The organism is Geopseudomonas sagittaria, from assembly GCF_900115715.1.
GTDB classification, from domain to species: Bacteria; Pseudomonadota; Gammaproteobacteria; order Pseudomonadales; family Pseudomonadaceae; genus Geopseudomonas; species Geopseudomonas sagittaria.
Window position 1 is genome coordinate 51,113 of sequence record NZ_FOXM01000010.1, and the last position, 14,615, is coordinate 65,727.

At 65.2% G+C, this 14,615-nt stretch carries 9 protein-coding genes and 4 tRNA genes; 1 reads left to right on the forward strand and 12 read right to left on the reverse strand.

Translation table 11 applies throughout. From position 1 onward, the window contains the following. Positions 1-10: 10 nt before the first annotated feature. Positions 11-3,541 (reverse strand): EAL domain-containing protein, encoded by a 3,531-nt coding sequence (locus BM297_RS13130; RefSeq protein WP_092432245.1) that lies wholly within the window; start codon positions 3,539-3,541, stop codon positions 11-13. 219 nt (positions 3,542-3,760) lie between these two features. Beyond that, a tRNA-Arg gene (locus tag BM297_RS13135) sits at positions 3,761-3,837 on the reverse strand. A 329-nt stretch (positions 3,838-4,166) separates the two neighbouring features. Between BM297_RS13135 and BM297_RS13140 the strand changes: the two genes are divergently transcribed. After that, positions 4,167-4,469: an Arc family DNA-binding protein gene (locus BM297_RS13140; RefSeq protein ID WP_092432247.1), complete on the forward strand. Its 303-nt coding sequence runs from the start codon at positions 4,167-4,169 to the stop codon at positions 4,467-4,469. A 77-nt stretch (positions 4,470-4,546) separates the two neighbouring features. Here BM297_RS13140 and BM297_RS13145 read toward each other — a convergent pair whose 3' ends face one another. The 10 genes from BM297_RS13145 to alaS form a co-directional block, all read right to left on the reverse strand. Continuing rightward, positions 4,547-5,683 (reverse strand): sodium ion-translocating decarboxylase subunit beta, encoded by a 1,137-nt coding sequence (locus tag BM297_RS13145; protein WP_092432248.1) that lies wholly within the window; start codon positions 5,681-5,683, stop codon positions 4,547-4,549. A 10-nt stretch (positions 5,684-5,693) separates the two neighbouring features. After that, positions 5,694-7,475, reverse strand: a complete 1,782-nt coding sequence (gene oadA / locus BM297_RS13150) for a sodium-extruding oxaloacetate decarboxylase subunit alpha (protein WP_092432250.1) — start codon at positions 7,473-7,475, stop codon at positions 5,694-5,696. Positions 7,476-7,508: 33 nt separating this feature from the next. Next, positions 7,509-7,766, reverse strand: a complete 258-nt coding sequence (locus BM297_RS13155; RefSeq protein ID WP_092432251.1) for an OadG family protein — start codon at positions 7,764-7,766, stop codon at positions 7,509-7,511. Positions 7,767-7,932: 166 nt separating this feature from the next. Further along, positions 7,933-9,375, reverse strand: a complete 1,443-nt coding sequence (gene mgtE, locus BM297_RS13160) for a magnesium transporter (protein ID WP_092432253.1) — start codon at positions 9,373-9,375, stop codon at positions 7,933-7,935. A gap of 327 nt (positions 9,376-9,702) precedes the next feature. Then, a tRNA-Arg gene (locus BM297_RS13165) sits at positions 9,703-9,779 on the reverse strand. 65 nt (positions 9,780-9,844) lie between these two features. After that, positions 9,845-9,921, reverse strand: a tRNA-Arg gene (locus tag BM297_RS13170). Between the two features lie 107 nt (positions 9,922-10,028). Continuing rightward, positions 10,029-10,119 (reverse strand) — tRNA-Ser (locus BM297_RS13175). A gap of 73 nt (positions 10,120-10,192) precedes the next feature. Further along, entirely contained in the window at positions 10,193-10,378 is a 186-nt protein-coding gene (gene csrA / locus BM297_RS13180) for a carbon storage regulator CsrA (RefSeq protein ID WP_090312814.1), read from the reverse strand. Between the two features lie 183 nt (positions 10,379-10,561). Next, a complete protein-coding gene (locus tag BM297_RS13185; protein ID WP_092432255.1) occupies positions 10,562-11,797 on the reverse strand; it encodes an aspartate kinase in 1,236 nt (411 codons plus the stop codon). Between the two features lie 102 nt (positions 11,798-11,899). Next, complete coding sequence (gene alaS, locus BM297_RS13190) at positions 11,900-14,524, reverse strand: alanine--tRNA ligase (RefSeq protein ID WP_092432257.1); 2,625 nt, start codon at positions 14,522-14,524, stop codon at positions 11,900-11,902. Between the last annotated feature and the right edge of the window lie 91 nt (positions 14,525-14,615).

Below are 14,615 nucleotides of genomic sequence, written 5' to 3' on the forward strand. Positions count from 1 at the left end.
CGGCCTTCAGTCAGGCCGGCACAGCGGCCTGTTCACGCGCCAGCCGCACCTGCGCCAGTGCCGCAGGCACCGGCCGGCCGCACAGGTAACCCTGCACCGCATCGCAACCCAGCGACCGCAGCAGCTCCAGCTGGCTCGCATTCTCGACGCCCTCGGCCACCACCCGCAGATCCAGACCCTGGCCCATGGCGATGATGGTGGCGACGATCTTGTCGGCCCGCGCGTCCTGGCCCAGACCGTCGATGAAGCTCTTGTCGATCTTCAGCTTGTCGATGGGGAAGCGGCTCAGATAGGCCAGCGACGAATAGCCGGTGCCGAAGTCGTCCACCGCCAGCTGCACGCCGAGCGCCTTGAGCTCGCCCAGACGCTCCTGGGTTTCCAGATTCTGCGCCATCAGCGCGCCCTCGGTGATCTCCAGCTCGAGCAGCTCGCCGGGCAGGCCGCTGTCCGCCAGCGCCTGGCGCACCAGTTCGACCACGTCCAGGTGCTGGAACTGGCGCGGTGACAGGTTGACGCTGACCGGCACCTTGTCCAGGCCGGCCGCGCGCCAGCGCACCGCCTGGCGGCAGGCCTCGTGCAGCACCCAGTCGCCGAGAGCGAGGATCAACCCGGTCTCCTCGAGCAGGGGAATGAACACCGCGGGCGAAACCCCCTCGCCACTTTCCGGACGCCAGCGCACCAGCGCCTCGAAGCCGAGGGTCCGGCCACTGGCGACATCCACCTGCGGCTGGTAGTACAGCTCGAACTCCTCCGCGGTGATCGCCCGGTGCAGGCGGCTTTCCAGGGCCTGGCGGTTTTCCGCGGCGCGGGTCAGTTCCAGGGTATGGAACTGGTAACCGTTGCGGCCGTTCTCCTTGGCCTGATACATGGCCACATCCGCACAGCGGATCAGCTCGGCCATTTCCTGACCATCGTCGGGGAACAGGCTGATGCCGATGCTGGCGCCGACGAACAGCTCGTGGCCGCTGCCGACGCGGAACGGCTGCTGCAGCAGGTTGATCAGGTCCTGGGCGACCAGCGCCGCCTCCTCCGGGTGACCGATGCCCTCGAGGATCAGCAGGAACTCGTCGCCGCCGAGGCGGGCGAACATGTCCTCGGCGCGGATGCGCTGGCACAGGCGGCGGGCGATCAGCACCAGCAGCTCGTCGCCCACCGAGTGGCCGAGACTGTCGTTGACCCGCTTGAAGCCATCGAGGTCGAGGAACAGCACCGCCACCTTGCAGTGCTGGCGACGGGCGCGCTCGATGGCGCTGTTGAGATGCGACTGCACCAGGATGCGGTTGGGCAGCTCGGTCAGCGGGTCGTAGTGGGCCAGACGCTCGAGCTGCGCCTCGGACTCCTTGAGCTGGGAAATGTCGCTGAATACCGCCACATAGTTGGTCAGCTTGCCCTTGTCGTCACGCACCGCGCTGATGCTGTGCCACTGCGGGAACACCTCGCCACTCCTGCGCCGGTTCCACACCTCGCCCTGCCAGTGGCCATCGGCGAGCAGGGTATCCCACATCTCGCGGTAGAACTCCTTGCTCTGCCGGCCGGAGCTGACGATGCTGGGATTGCGCCCGAGCACCTCGTGCTCCTCGTAGCCGGTGATGTCGCAGAAGGCGCGATTGACCGCAATGATCTGCGGACTGGTGTCGGTGATCACCACCCCCTCGCGGGCACTGGTGAACACCGCCGCGGCATGCCGCAGCTTCTCGTCGCTCACCTTGCGCGCGGAAATGTCGATCAGCAGGCTCTCGAGCCAGGTCGCCTCGCCGCTCGAGTCGCGATGCACGCGGGTATAGTCCTCGACCCACAGATAGCTGCCGACGCCGCTGCGGATGCGGTATTCGAGGACGAACTCGGGGCGCAGTTCGTGGATGCTGCGCTCGACCTCGGCGAGGACCTGCGCCAGGTCGTCGGGGTGGATCAGCGTGGTAAACCAGCGCGGGCCATCAAGCAGGCTGTCCACCGAGTAACCCCAGCGCTCGACGTTCTCCGACACATACTGCAGCGGCCAGCCGGTCTGCACCTTGCGGCGCAGCATGACCATCGGGCTGGCCACCACCGCATCCACCACCGCCTGGACGGTTTCGCGGTCCTTGTAACGCTGGGTCACGTCCAGCAGGGTGCCGATGATCGCCGGCATGCCATCCAGCTCGATGCGGGTACCAAAGGCCTCGGCCATGAACTCGCGACCAGTGCGGGTCAGCGCGCGGAACTCGTAGTGCGCCGACACCAGCTCGCCGCGCTCGCGCCGTTCGAGCATCTCGCAGACCAGCGCGCGGTCACTCTCGCAGACCAGATCCAGCAGCGAACGGGCCACCAGTTCCTGCGGCTGGTAGCCGAACCACTCGGCCAGGCGCGGGTTGGCGTACTCGAAGTGGCCGTCGCGCAGCACGTAGACCCCCACCAGCGACTGTTCGACCAGACCGCGGAAGCGCGCCTCGTTGGCCTGCAGCTCGGCGCCGGCATCCAGCTCCGCCTGGATGTCGAAGGCGCTGCCGAGGTAGCCACTGAACTGGCCATCACGCCCGACCAGCGGCTCGCCGTGCAGCTGCATCCAGTGGTGGCGACCGGAGCGCGTGCGCAGACGCAGGCGCATGGCAAAGGCCTCCCCGCACGCCCCCTGGCCGGGCCCCAGCAGCGACTCGAGGCGGGCGCGGTCGTCCGCGTGCAGCGCCTGCCACCATCCCTCATGCAGGCTCTCGGCCTGACTGAGGCCGGTGAAGTGGCTCCAGGCGGCGTTCACGTAGACACAGCGTTGCTGCGCATCCACCTGCCAGACCGGGCTGGGGATGCAGTTGAGCAGGTATTGGTTGTAGTCACGCGCGCTGATCACCCGCTGCATCAGGGCGCCGAACTCGGCAGCCAGCTGCCCGACCTCGTCGCCGCCGAGCACCGGCAGCGTGTCGATCCGTCCGCTGCTCAGGTGGCGGACATCCTGGAGCAGCTCCTCGATGCGATCGGTGAGCAGCCGCTTGAGCAACCAGGCCAGCAGCACGGCCATCAGCAACAGCGGCAGCAGCAACAGGAGCAGCTGGTTGCCGGTACGCGACCAGGCGTGGGCGCGCAGGGTATCGCTGCGCATGGCCAGCACCACCATGCCCTGCCCCGGCGCCGCGGGGTCTTCCACCAGCGGGTAGCCGCCGATCAGCAACTCTTCCCGCTCCAGCCAGTGCAGGTGATTGTCCGCCCCCTGTTCACGCTCGTGCAGCAGCCGCTCGATGGCCGGGACGCTCAGCGGCATGCGTGCGGCGCCCTGCGGCAGACTGAGGGTACGCATCTGCCCGGCATCGTCGAGCACCGCCGCGTAGACCAGCGCAGGATGGTTGAGGTGCTCGGAGAACAGGTGGCCGACCCGGTCGGTCGTCTCGGGGCTGCCCTGGCCCAGTCCGCTGGCCAGGAAGTGGCCGATAAAGTCGGTGGTGGTTTCCAGCTCGCCCATCGCCTCCTGCAGCGAGTGGCGATAGACCGACACCACCTGATAGACGGAGACCAACAGGCCGAAGCAGAGAAAGGCACTCAGCAGCAACGCACGCAGAGTGAACAGGCGACTCATCCGCAAGCTCTCCAGGGCAGAATTCTTCCACTAAGGCGATGAAAGCCGGTTCGGCGTATGCCAGGCAAACACTCCGCGGGCGCGGACGACGGGAAATCGAGGTGCACGAGGTTGCCGCTGTTGCTCAACGCTTCCGACGGCACACTTTGCATGCACCTGCGACAGAAATGCAAAAGGGTCACTCCTTAAAGCGTAACCCTTTGATTTACATCAAGAACTTGGTGCGCGAGGGGGGATTCGAACCCCCGACCTACCGCTTAGGAGGCGGTCGCTCTATCCAGCTGAGCTACAGGCGCACACGGCCGGCGATGTTAAACGAGGCGCTGCGACTTGTCATGCCCCGGCGGCACACATGGCTGCCTGATGTGGCCGATGCACGTCAGCCGATGCGGCAATGCAGAACCATTCGCAATTCCGGGACCGGCAACTGGCCATGGCTGCAGCCAGGGGGCACACTCGCGCCTCAGGCAATTTCGGAGAAAAACCATGCACAGGAATGCAATGGAAAGGAACAACGGCGGAGCAGAGCTTCGGGAGATGAACGCACGCCGGAAACTGCGGTCATAACGTCGTTACCTCGCATCCTCATCAGCAAACCTACTGCCCAACCGGTTATCGACAGCCTATGAAACAGAGTCCCCCCTCTCGCTCCAGCCGCAGCGCCGACAAGTTTGTCGTGCGGCTGCCCGAGGGCATGCGCGCACGCATCGCCGAAGTGGCCCGCCACTACCACCGCAGCATGAACTCCGAGATCATTGCCCGCCTGGAAAAGACCCTGCTGGCCGAGGGCAACCTGCCGAGCGAAACCGCCAGCGCGCCGACCCATACCGAACTGCATCCCCACGAGCATCAACTGCTCCAGCACTTTCGCCGCCTGCCGCAGCCCCAGCAGAGCGCGCTGATCGCCCTGCTCAACGTCAAGGGCTGACCCCCGCAAGCAAAAAGGCCCCCCGGCTTGCACCGGGGGGCCTGTTCAGCGACGGCCGCACGCGGCTCGCCAGGGCCTCAACCGACGAAGTTGAGCAGCACCCCCGCAGCCACCGCAGAACCGATCACCCCGGCCACGTTCGGCCCCATGGCGTGCATCAGCAGGAAGTTCTGCGGATTGGCCTCGAGGCCGACCTTGTTCGACACCCGCGCCGCCATCGGCACCGCCGACACGCCGGCCGAGCCGATCAGCGGATTGACCTTGTGGGTGCTGAACAGGTTCATGAACTTGGCCATCAACACACCCGCCGCCGTACCGCCGCAGAAGGCGATCATGCCCAGCACCAGGATGCCGAGGGTCTTCAGCTGCAGGAAGGCATCCGCCGACAGCTTGGAACCCACGGTCAGGCCCAGGGCGATGGTGACGATGTTGATCAGCGCGTTGCGCGAGGTGTCGGCCAGACGCTCGACCACCCCGGCTTCGCGCAGCAGGTTGCCGAAGGCGAACATGCCGATCAGCGGCGCGGCATCCGGCAACAGCATGCCGATCAGCACGCACAGCACCAGCGGGAAGACGATCTTCTCGACCTGGCTGACGTGGCGCAGCTGCGACATGACGATCGCGCGCTCTTCCGGCGTGGTCAGTGCGCGCATGATCGGCGGCTGCAGCAGCGGTACCAGAGCCATGTAGGAGTAGGCCGCCACGGCGATCGGACCGAGCAGCTCCGGTGCCAGCTTGGAGGTCACGAAGATCGAGGTCGGCCCGTCCGCCCCGCCGATGATGGCGATGGAGGCCGCTTCCTTGAGGGTGAACTCCATGCCCGGAATGCCCATCGCGGTGAGCGCCAGGGCGCCGAGCAGGGTACCGAAGATACCGAACTGCGCCGCAGCGCCGAGCAGCAGGGTCTTCGGGTTGGCCAGCATCGGACCGAAGTCGGTCATCGCCCCCACACCCATGAAGATCAGCAACGGAAACACGCTGGTCGGCAGACCGACTTCATAGAACAGGTGCAGCAGACCGGCGCCTTCGGCCATGTTCGCCACCGGAATGTTGGCGAGAATCCCGCCGAAACCGATGGGGATCAGCAACAGCGGCTCGAAGCCCTTGCGGACCGCCAGGTAGATCAGGCCGATGCACACCGCCATCATCAGCGCCTGACCCGGCTCCAGATGATAGAGGCCGGTGCTCTGCCACAGCTTGAGAAGCTTTTCCATGCGCCGCTCCTCAGCCGATGGTCAGCAGGGTTTCGCCCACTGCCACGGCATCGCCGACCTTGACGTTGACGCTGCCGACTTGGCCAGCACGGAAGGCGCGAATCTCGGTCTCCATCTTCATCGCCTCGAGGATGATCACGATCTGACCCTCCTCCACCGCTTCGCCCGGCTGCACCAGCACCTTGAAGATGTTGCCGGCCAGCGGCGCATTCTGCGGCTCGCCCGCCCCGGCCGGAGCCGCAGCTGCAGCCAGCGCCGCCGGTGCCGCCGCGCCGCCGAGTGGCTTGATGCCCTCGATGTCGCCGCCTTCATTGACCTGCACCACGAAGGACTTGCCGCTGACTTCGACGGTATACACCTCGGGCTTGCCGGCCTCGCGCGGCGCGCTTTCCTTGCCGTTCGGCGCCGGTTCGAAGGCCGCCGGATTGCCGCGGTTCTCCAGGAACTTCAGGCCGATCTGCGGGAACAGCGCATAGGTCAGCACGTCGTCGATCGCGTCGGCGGCCAGCTTGAAGCCCTTGTCGCTGGCCAGTTGCTTGAGTTCGGCGGTGAGCTTGTCCATCTCCGCCTCGAGCAGGTCGGCCGGACGGCAGGTGACCGGGTCCTCGCCGCACAGCACGCGGGCCTGCAGCTCCTCGTTGAACGGTGCCGGCGCCGCGCCGTACTCACCCTTGAGCACGCCGGCAGTTTCCTTGGTGATCGACTTGTAGCGCTCGCCGGTGAGCACGTTGATCACCGCCTGGGTACCAACGATCTGCGAGGTCGGGGTCACCAGCGGAATGAAGCCGAGGTCTTCGCGCACCCGCGGGATCTCCGCCAGCACCTGGTCGAACTTGTCCTGGGCACCCTGTTCCTTGAGCTGGCTCTCCATGTTGGTGAGCATGCCGCCCGGCACCTGGGCGACCAGGATGCGCGAATCGACGCCCTTGAGGTTGCCCTCGAACTTCGCGTACTTCTTGCGCACTTCGCGGAAGTAGGCGGCGACCTCTTCGAGCAGCTCGAGGTTGAGGCCGGTATCGCGCTCGGTGCCCTGGAAGATGGCCACCACCGACTCGGTCGGCGAATGGCCGTAGGTCATCGACAGCGAGGAGATGGCCGTATCGACGTTGTCGATCCCCGCCTCCACCGCCTTGACGATGGCTGCGGTGGACAGGCCCGCCGTGGCGTGGCACTGCATGTGGATCGGAATCGACAGGCTGGCCTTCAGGCGCGACACCAGCTCGAAGGCGACATAGGGATTGAGGATGCCGGCCATGTCCTTGATCGCCACGGAGTCGGCGCCCATGTCCTCAATCTGCTTGGCCAGGTCGACCCACATCTCCAGGGTGTGCACCGGGCTGGTGGTGTAGGAAATGGTGCCCTGGGCATGCTTGCCGACATTCTTGACGGCCTGCAGCGCGCGCGCCAGGTTGCGCGGATCGTTCATCGCGTCGAACACGCGGAACACGTCGACGCCATTGAACGCCGCACGCTCAACGAACTTGTCCACCACGTCATCGGCGTAGTGACGGTAGCCCAGCAGGTTCTGCCCGCGCAGCAGCATCTGCTGCGGCGTCTTCGGCATGGCCTTCTTCAGCGCACGAATGCGTTCCCACGGATCTTCGCCGAGATAGCGGATGCAGGCGTCGAAGGTGGCGCCGCCCCAGGACTCCAGCGACCAGAAGCCGACCTGATCGAGCTTGGGCGCGATCGGCAGCATGTCCTCGAGGCGCAGACGGGTGGCGAGGATGGACTGGTGCGCGTCACGCAGCACCACATCGGTAATGCCGAGCGGCTTTTTCACGTCAGTCATGACGACATGACTCCTTGAGCAATGACTCGTGATTCAACCGCGGCGGGCGCGGTGCTGATGGATGGCGGCCTGGATCGCGGCCAGCAGTTCGGCATCCGGCTGTGGCGCCGGCGCGGGCTGCGACCGGACCGTGCGGGCAGCGGCAGGCTGCGGCACGGCAGGAGCAAGCCGGGTGATCAGCCACGACATCACGCGGATGGCGCCGATCAGAAGGACGAGGAAGGCAAACACGAAACCCATGCCGAACAGCATGAGTTCAACGCCTTCCATAAGCAGTTGGCCCGAGGTCATGTAGGCTCTGACTCCCTGAAACTGGCAGTTCGTTGTTGGAATGGAAGATCCGCGCACACGCGGACCGGACAAAACCCACCGAACTTACCGGGAAAAGCGCCCTCGGACAATAGTCTGATTGACCGTCGCCTGCCCAGGCGATCCATGCAGGGGCGCGACACTGGAGCTACATCAGGAACAGCGTGGCCAGACCGAGGAAGATGAAGAAGCCGCCACTGTCGGTGACCGCGGTGATCATCACGCTGGCCCCCATCGCCGGGTCGCGCCCCAGACGCAGCAGGGTCATGGGAATCAGCACGCCCATCAGCGCGGCCAGCAACAGGTTGAGGGTCATCGCCGCGGTCATCACCGCGCCCAGCGACCAGCTGCCGTACAGGTACCAAGCCACTGCACCGATCACCCCGCCCCACACCAGGCCGTTGATCAGACCGACCCCCAGCTCCTTGCGCAACAGGCGCATGGTGTTGCCGGTACCCACCTGATCCAGCGCCATGGCACGCACGATCATGGTGATCGTCTGGTTGCCGGAGTTGCCGCCGATGCCGGCGACGATCGGCATCAGCGCGGCCAGCGCCACCAGCTTCTCGATCGAACCCTCGAACAGGCCGATCACCCGCGAGGCCAGGAAGGCGGTGATCAGGTTGACCGCCAGCCAGGCCCAGCGGTTGCGCAGCGACTTCCACACCGAGGCGAAGATGTCTTCCTCCTCGCGCAGACCCGCCATGTTCAACACTTCGTTCTCGCTTTCCTCGCGGATCAGGTCGACCATCTCGTCGATGGTCAGACGACCGATCAGCTTGTCGTTCTTGTCCACCACCGGCGCGGAAATCAGGTCGTAGCGCTCGAACGCCTGGGCCGCATCGTAGGCATCCTCGTCGGGATGGAAGGTCACCGGATCGGTGGCCATCACCTCGGCCACCTTCTTGTCCGGATCGTTGACCAGCAGGCGCTTGACCGGCAGCACGCCCTGCAAGACGCCGTCGTAGTCGACCACGAACAGCTTGTCGGTATGCCCGGGCAACTCCTTGAGTCGGCGCAGGTAGCGCAACACCACCTCGAGGCTGACGTCGTCGCGGATGGTGACCATCTCGAAGTCCATCAGCGCACCGATCTGGTCCTCCTCGTAGGACAGCGCCGAGCGCACCCGCTCGCGCTGCTGCGCATCGAGGGACTCCATCAGCTCGTGGACCACGTCGCGCGGCAGCTCCGGCGCCAGGTCGGCCAGCTCGTCGGCGTCGAGGTCGCGGGTGGCGGCGAGAATCTCGTGATCGTCCATGTCGGCGATCAGCGTCTCGCGCACCGCATCGGAGACTTCGAGGAGGATGTCGCCGTCGCGCTCGGCCTTGACCAGCTGCCAGACGGTCAGACGGTCGTCGAGCGGCAAGGCTTCGAGGATATGGGCGATGTCGGCGGGGTGGAGATCGTCGAGCTTGCGCTGCAACACGGCCAGATTCTGGCGGTGCACCAGACTCTCCACCAGCTCCTGGTGGTCGCCCTCCTGACGCTGGGCCAGCTGCTCGACCAGCTTGTGCCGGTGCAACAGCTCGATCACCAGAGCCAGGCGCTCCTGCAAGCTTTCCTGCGGCTTTTTAACTTCGGCTTCGGTCATGATGGCGCACTCCCTGTCCCCCAGTGGCGGGACGCGCACCGGAGGCGATCAATCTTTCAAGATGCAGACGAACAATCGCGGTTCGCTATGACTACTGGGTAATTCCATGGCTGGATGTCCACACAACCCGCTGGGGGCAGATAAGCGCAATGTTAGCATTTGCCTGCTGCCGCACGAGCAACAAATCTCTGCCGGAATCGCCGGCCAACGCTGCCACGGCGAGCACGCGAAACGCGCATGACTCGCCAGCCGAGCCACCGGAAAAGCCGGGGCTCGCCAAAAAAAAGGCAAAAAAAAGGCCTGCATCGCTGCAGGCCTTTTTCGATATGGTGCACTCAGGAGGATTCGAACCTCCGACCGCCCGGTTCGTAGCCGGGTACTCTATCCAGCTGAGCTATGAGTGCGATTGTGATGTTTAGCCAGATCACCTCTGGATTGACCCTGAAGCCTTGGCTGCAGGGTCGAATAATGGTGCACTCAGGAGGATTCGAACCTCCGACCGCCCGGTTCGTAGCCGGGTACTCTATCCAGCTGAGCTATGAGTGCACTGGGTGGTGCGCATTATAGGCTCTGTCTTTCGACAGTCAAGATGTTTTTGCTATACGATTCAATCACTTACGCAATCGAACAACATCTCTACCGGTAATGTTTAATGGCGGAGAGGGGGGGATTCGAACCCCCGACACCCTTTTGAGATGTACTCCCTTAGCAGGGGAGCGCCTTCGGCCACTCGGCCACCTCTCCGCAACACGGGGCGTACTATACCCAAGCAAACCCCGCTTTGCAAAGCCCTGATTCGCTAAAAAGCGAAAAAAAATCAATGGCTTGGTTCTTCGTCCTTCTCTTTCTGGATGCGCTGGTAGATTTCCTCGCGGTGCACGGCGACTTCCTTCGGGGCATTGACACCGATGCGCACCTGATTGCCCTTCACTCCCAGCACGGTCACAGTGACATCGTCACCGACCATCAGGGTCTCTCCAACCCGGCGAGTCAGAATAAGCATTCCTTTTCTCCTTGTACCTGTTTCAGGACAGCTGTCTGCAAGATAAAAAAACGACCACAACCGGCAAGCTCGAAACCTGCCGGCTATGGCCCAAGTATTGACCAGTGCCGCCAGAATAAAAGCCGGCGGCCCAACCAAAAACGACAAAAGGCGCGGAAGTCCGCGCCTTTTGCTCGGGAAACGTCACTCGGCCTGACGGACCGGCGCGTCCAGATCGAAAGCGGTATGCAGGGCACGCACGGCCAGCTCGAGGTACTTCTCCTCGACGACCACGCTGACCTTGATTTCCGAGGTGGAGATCATCTGGATGTTGATGTTCTCCTTGGCCAGGGCTTCGAACATGCGGCTGGCCACGCCGGCGTGGGAGCGCATGCCGACGCCGACGATGGACACCTTGGCGATGTCGGTGTCGCCCGACACTTCGCGCGCCCCCATGGCATCGGCGGTCTGCTTGAGCACGCCCAGCGCCTTGTCGTAGTCGTTGCGGTGCACGGTGAAGGTGAAGTCGGTGGTGTTATCGTGCGCCACGTTCTGCACGATCATGTCCACTTCCACGTTGGCCGCGCTGATCGGGCCGAGGATCTTGAACGCCACACCGGGGGTGTCCGGCACGCCGCGAATGGTCAGCTTGGCTTCGTCGCGGTTGAAGGCGATGCCGGAGATGATCGGCTGTTCCATGGATTCCTCTTCATCGATGGTAATGAGGGTACCCGGACCCTCCTGGAAGCTGTGCAGCACGCGCAGCGGAACGTTGTACTTGCCGGCGAACTCCACCGAGCGGATCTGCAGCACCTTGGAGCCGAGGCTGGCCATTTCCAGCATCTCCTCGAAGGTGATCTTCTCCAGGCGCTGCGCCCGGGCCACCACGCGCGGGTCGGTGGTGTAGACGCCATCGACGTCGGTGTAGATCTGGCACTCGTCGGCTTTCAGCGCCGCCGCCAGGGCCACGCCGGTGGTGTCCGAGCCGCCACGACCGAGGGTGGTGATGTTGCCCTGCTCGTCGACACCCTGGAAGCCGGCGACCACCACCACGCGACCGGCCGCCAGCTCGCCACGCAGGCGCTGGTCGTCGATCTCGAGGATGCGCGCCTTGGTGTGCGCGCTGTCGGTGAGGATGCGCACCTGGTTGCCGGTGAAGGACACCGCCGGCACGCCGCGCTGAATCAGCGCCATGCTGAGCAGCCCGATGGTGACCTGCTCGCCGGTGGAGATGATGGCGTCCAGCTCGCGCGGATCCGGCTGCGGCATGACCTGTTTGGCCAGCTCGATCAGACGGTTGGTCTCGCCACTCATGGCCGAGACCACGACCACGATGTCATGTCCCGCCGCGCGGAACTTCTTCACCTTGTCGGCCACCTGCCCGATGCGCTCGACGCTGCCGACCGAGGTGCCACCGAATTTCTGTACGATCAATGCCATTTGGATGCCGCCTAAGCGCAAAAAAGTCGCCCATTAAACCCACCAGGCCTGCGCCTGCCAAGAGCCCGCCGGGCGCCGGGCGGGCTCGGTGATGGGCGGTTGTCAGAACGCGGCAGCGACGAACGGCTCGACCAGCGCCAGCGCCTCGCCCAGCTTGCCGGCGTCCACGCCGCCGCCCTGGGCCATGTCCGGACGACCGCCACCCTTGCCGCCGACCACCGCGGCAGCCTGCCTCATCAGCTCGCCGGCCTTCAGCTTGGCGGTGAGGTCCTGGGTGACGCCAGCGACCAGCACCACCTTGCCGTCGAACTCGCCGCCGAGCAGGATCACCGCACTGCCCAGCTTGTTCTTCAACTGGTCGACCAGGGCCAACAGAGCCTTGCCATCCACACCGTCGAGACGGCTGGCCAGCACCTTGACCCCAGCCACCTCGATGGCGGCACCGGCCAGATCGTCGCCGGCGGCACTGGCAGCCTTGGCCTTGAGCTGCTCCAGCTCCTTCTCCAGCTGACGGTTGCGCTCGAGCACCCCGGCCAGCTTGTCCAGCAGGTTGTCGCGGCTGCCCTTGACCAGCGCCGCGGCTTCCTTGAGCTGCTCCTCGGCAGCGTTCAGGTAGTCCAGCGCGCCGACGCCGGTGACCGCCTCGATGCGGCGCACGCCGGCGGCCACGCCGCCCTCGCTGATGATCTTCAGCAGACCGATGTCGCCGGTACGCTTGGCATGGATGCCGCCGCACAGCTCGACGGAGAAGTCGCCCATGCTCAGCACGCGCACGCTGTCGCCGTACTTCTCGCCGAACAGCGCCATGGCGCCCTTGCGCTTGGCGGTCTCGATATCGGTAACCTCGGTTTCCACCGCCGCGTTCTTGCGGATCTCGGCGTTGACCAGCGCTTCCAGCGCCTTCAGCTGCTCGGGCTTGATCGCCTCGAAGTGGCTGAAGTCGAAACGCAGGCGCTGGCTGTCGACCAGCGAGCCCTTCTGCTGCACGTGTTCGCCGAGCACCTGGCGCAGCGCGGCGTGCAGCAGGTGGGTGGCCGAGTGGTTGAGCGCGGTGGCGCCGCGCACCGAACCATCGACCTGGGCTTCCAGGGCCTGGCCGACGCGCAGGCTACCCTCGCCGACCACGCCGTGGTGCAGGTAGGCGCCGCCGGCCTTGGTGGTGTCGCGTACGTCGAAGCGCACGCCACTGGCATCGCTCAGGTAGCCGCAGTCACCGACCTGGCCGCCGGACTCGGCGTAGAACGGGGTGCGATCGAGGACCACCACGCCCTCCTCGCCTTCCTGCAGCTGCGCGACCGCCGCGCCGTCCTTGAACAGGGCGACGACCTGGCCCTGGCCGAAGGTGTCTTCGTAGCCGGTGAACAGGGTGTCGGCATCGACTTTGACCAGGCTGTTGTAGTCCAGGCCGAAGGCGCTGGCGGAGCGGGCGCGCTCGCGCTGGGCCTGCATCTCGCGCTCGAAGCCGTCCTCGTCGATGCTCAGCTCGCGCTCGCGGGCGATGTCGCCGGTCAGGTCGACCGGGAAGCCGTAGGTATCGTACAGCTTGAACACCACGTCGCCGGGAATCACGCTGCCTTTCAGCTCGGCCAGGTCCTGTTCGAGGATCTTCAGGCCCTGCTCGAGGGTCTTGGCGAACTGCTCTTCCTCGGTCTTCAGCACACGCTCGATGTGCGCGCGCTGCTCGCGCAGCTCCGGATAGGCCTCGCCCATCTCGGCGGCCAGCGCGGCGACGATCTTGTGGAAGAAGCTGCCCTTGGCGCCCAGCTTGTTGCCGTGGCGGCAGGCGCGGCGGACGATGCGGCGCAGCACGTAGCCGCGGCCCTCGTTGGACGGGGTCACGCCGTCGGCGATCAGGAAGCCGCAGGAACGGATGTGGTCGGCCACCACCTTGAGCGACGGCGCGCCGTCGTTGGCGCAGCCGATGGCGTCGGCGGAGGCCTGCAGCAGGTTCTGGAACAGGTCGATCTCGTAGTTGGAGTGCACGTGCTGCAGCACGGCGCTGATCCGCTCCAGGCCCATGCCGGTGTCCACGCTCGGCGCCGGCAGCGGGTGCAGCACGCCGTCCGCGGTGCGGTTGAACTGCATGAACACGTTGTTCCAGATCTCGATGTAGCGGTCGCCGTCCTCTTCCGGAGAGCCGGGCGGGCCGCCCCAGATGTGCTCGCCGTGGTCGAAGAAGATCTCGGTGCACGGGCCGCACGGACCGGTGTCACCCATCGCCCAGAAGTTGTCCGAGGCGTAGGGCGCGCCCTTGTTGTCGCCGATGCGCACCATGCGCTCGGCCGGCACGCCGACTTCCTGGGTCCAGATGTCGTAGGCCTCGTCGTCGCTGGCGTAGACGGTGACCCAGAGTTTCTCGGCCGGCAGGTTCAGCCACTGCGGCGAGGTGAGGAATTCCCAGGCGTAGCGGATGGCGTCGCGCTTGAAATAGTCGCCGAAGCTGAAGTTGCCCAGCATCTCGAAGAAGGTGTGGTGACGCGCGGTGTAGCCGACGTTCTCCAGGTCGTTGTGCTTGCCGCCGGCACGCACGCACTTCTGGCTGGTGGTGGCGCGGGTGTAGGCGCGCTTTTCCAGGCCGAGGAAGCAGTCCTTGAACTGGTTCATGCCGGCATTGGTGAACAGCAGGGTCGGATCGTTCGCCGGGATCAGCGAACTGGAGGCGACACGGGTGTGCCCCTTCTCTTCGAAGAAGCGGAGGAAGGCTTCACGGATTTCTGCGCTTTTCATGGATTGTTCTCGGAAAACTGGGCCGCGGCGGCGATTGCGAGACTGCCGCACGGATTGCCGGCAAAGAGCGGCATTATATAAACAACCGGCG

Excerpts from the sequence above, each read along its gene's own strand:
- oadA (WP_092432250.1), bottom strand. The coding sequence starts at position 7,475 with ATGACTGACGTGAAAAAGCCGCTCGGCATTACCGATGTGGTGCTGCGT.
- mgtE (WP_092432253.1), bottom strand. The coding sequence starts at position 9,375 with ATGACCGAAGCCGAAGTTAAAAAGCCGCAGGAAAGCTTGCAGGAGCGC.
- BM297_RS13130 (WP_092432245.1), bottom strand. The coding sequence starts at position 3,541 with ATGAGTCGCCTGTTCACTCTGCGTGCGTTGCTGCTGAGTGCCTTTCTC.
- BM297_RS13140 (WP_092432247.1), top strand. The coding sequence starts at position 4,167 with ATGAAACAGAGTCCCCCCTCTCGCTCCAGCCGCAGCGCCGACAAGTTT.
- csrA (WP_090312814.1), bottom strand. The coding sequence starts at position 10,378 with ATGCTTATTCTGACTCGCCGGGTTGGAGAGACCCTGATGGTCGGTGAC.
- BM297_RS13185 (WP_092432255.1), bottom strand. The coding sequence starts at position 11,797 with ATGGCATTGATCGTACAGAAATTCGGTGGCACCTCGGTCGGCAGCGTC.
- BM297_RS13155 (WP_092432251.1), bottom strand. The coding sequence starts at position 7,766 with ATGACCTCGGGCCAACTGCTTATGGAAGGCGTTGAACTCATGCTGTTC.
- BM297_RS13145 (WP_092432248.1), bottom strand. The coding sequence starts at position 5,683 with ATGGAAAAGCTTCTCAAGCTGTGGCAGAGCACCGGCCTCTATCATCTG.
- alaS (WP_092432257.1), bottom strand. The coding sequence starts at position 14,524 with ATGAAAAGCGCAGAAATCCGTGAAGCCTTCCTCCGCTTCTTCGAAGAG.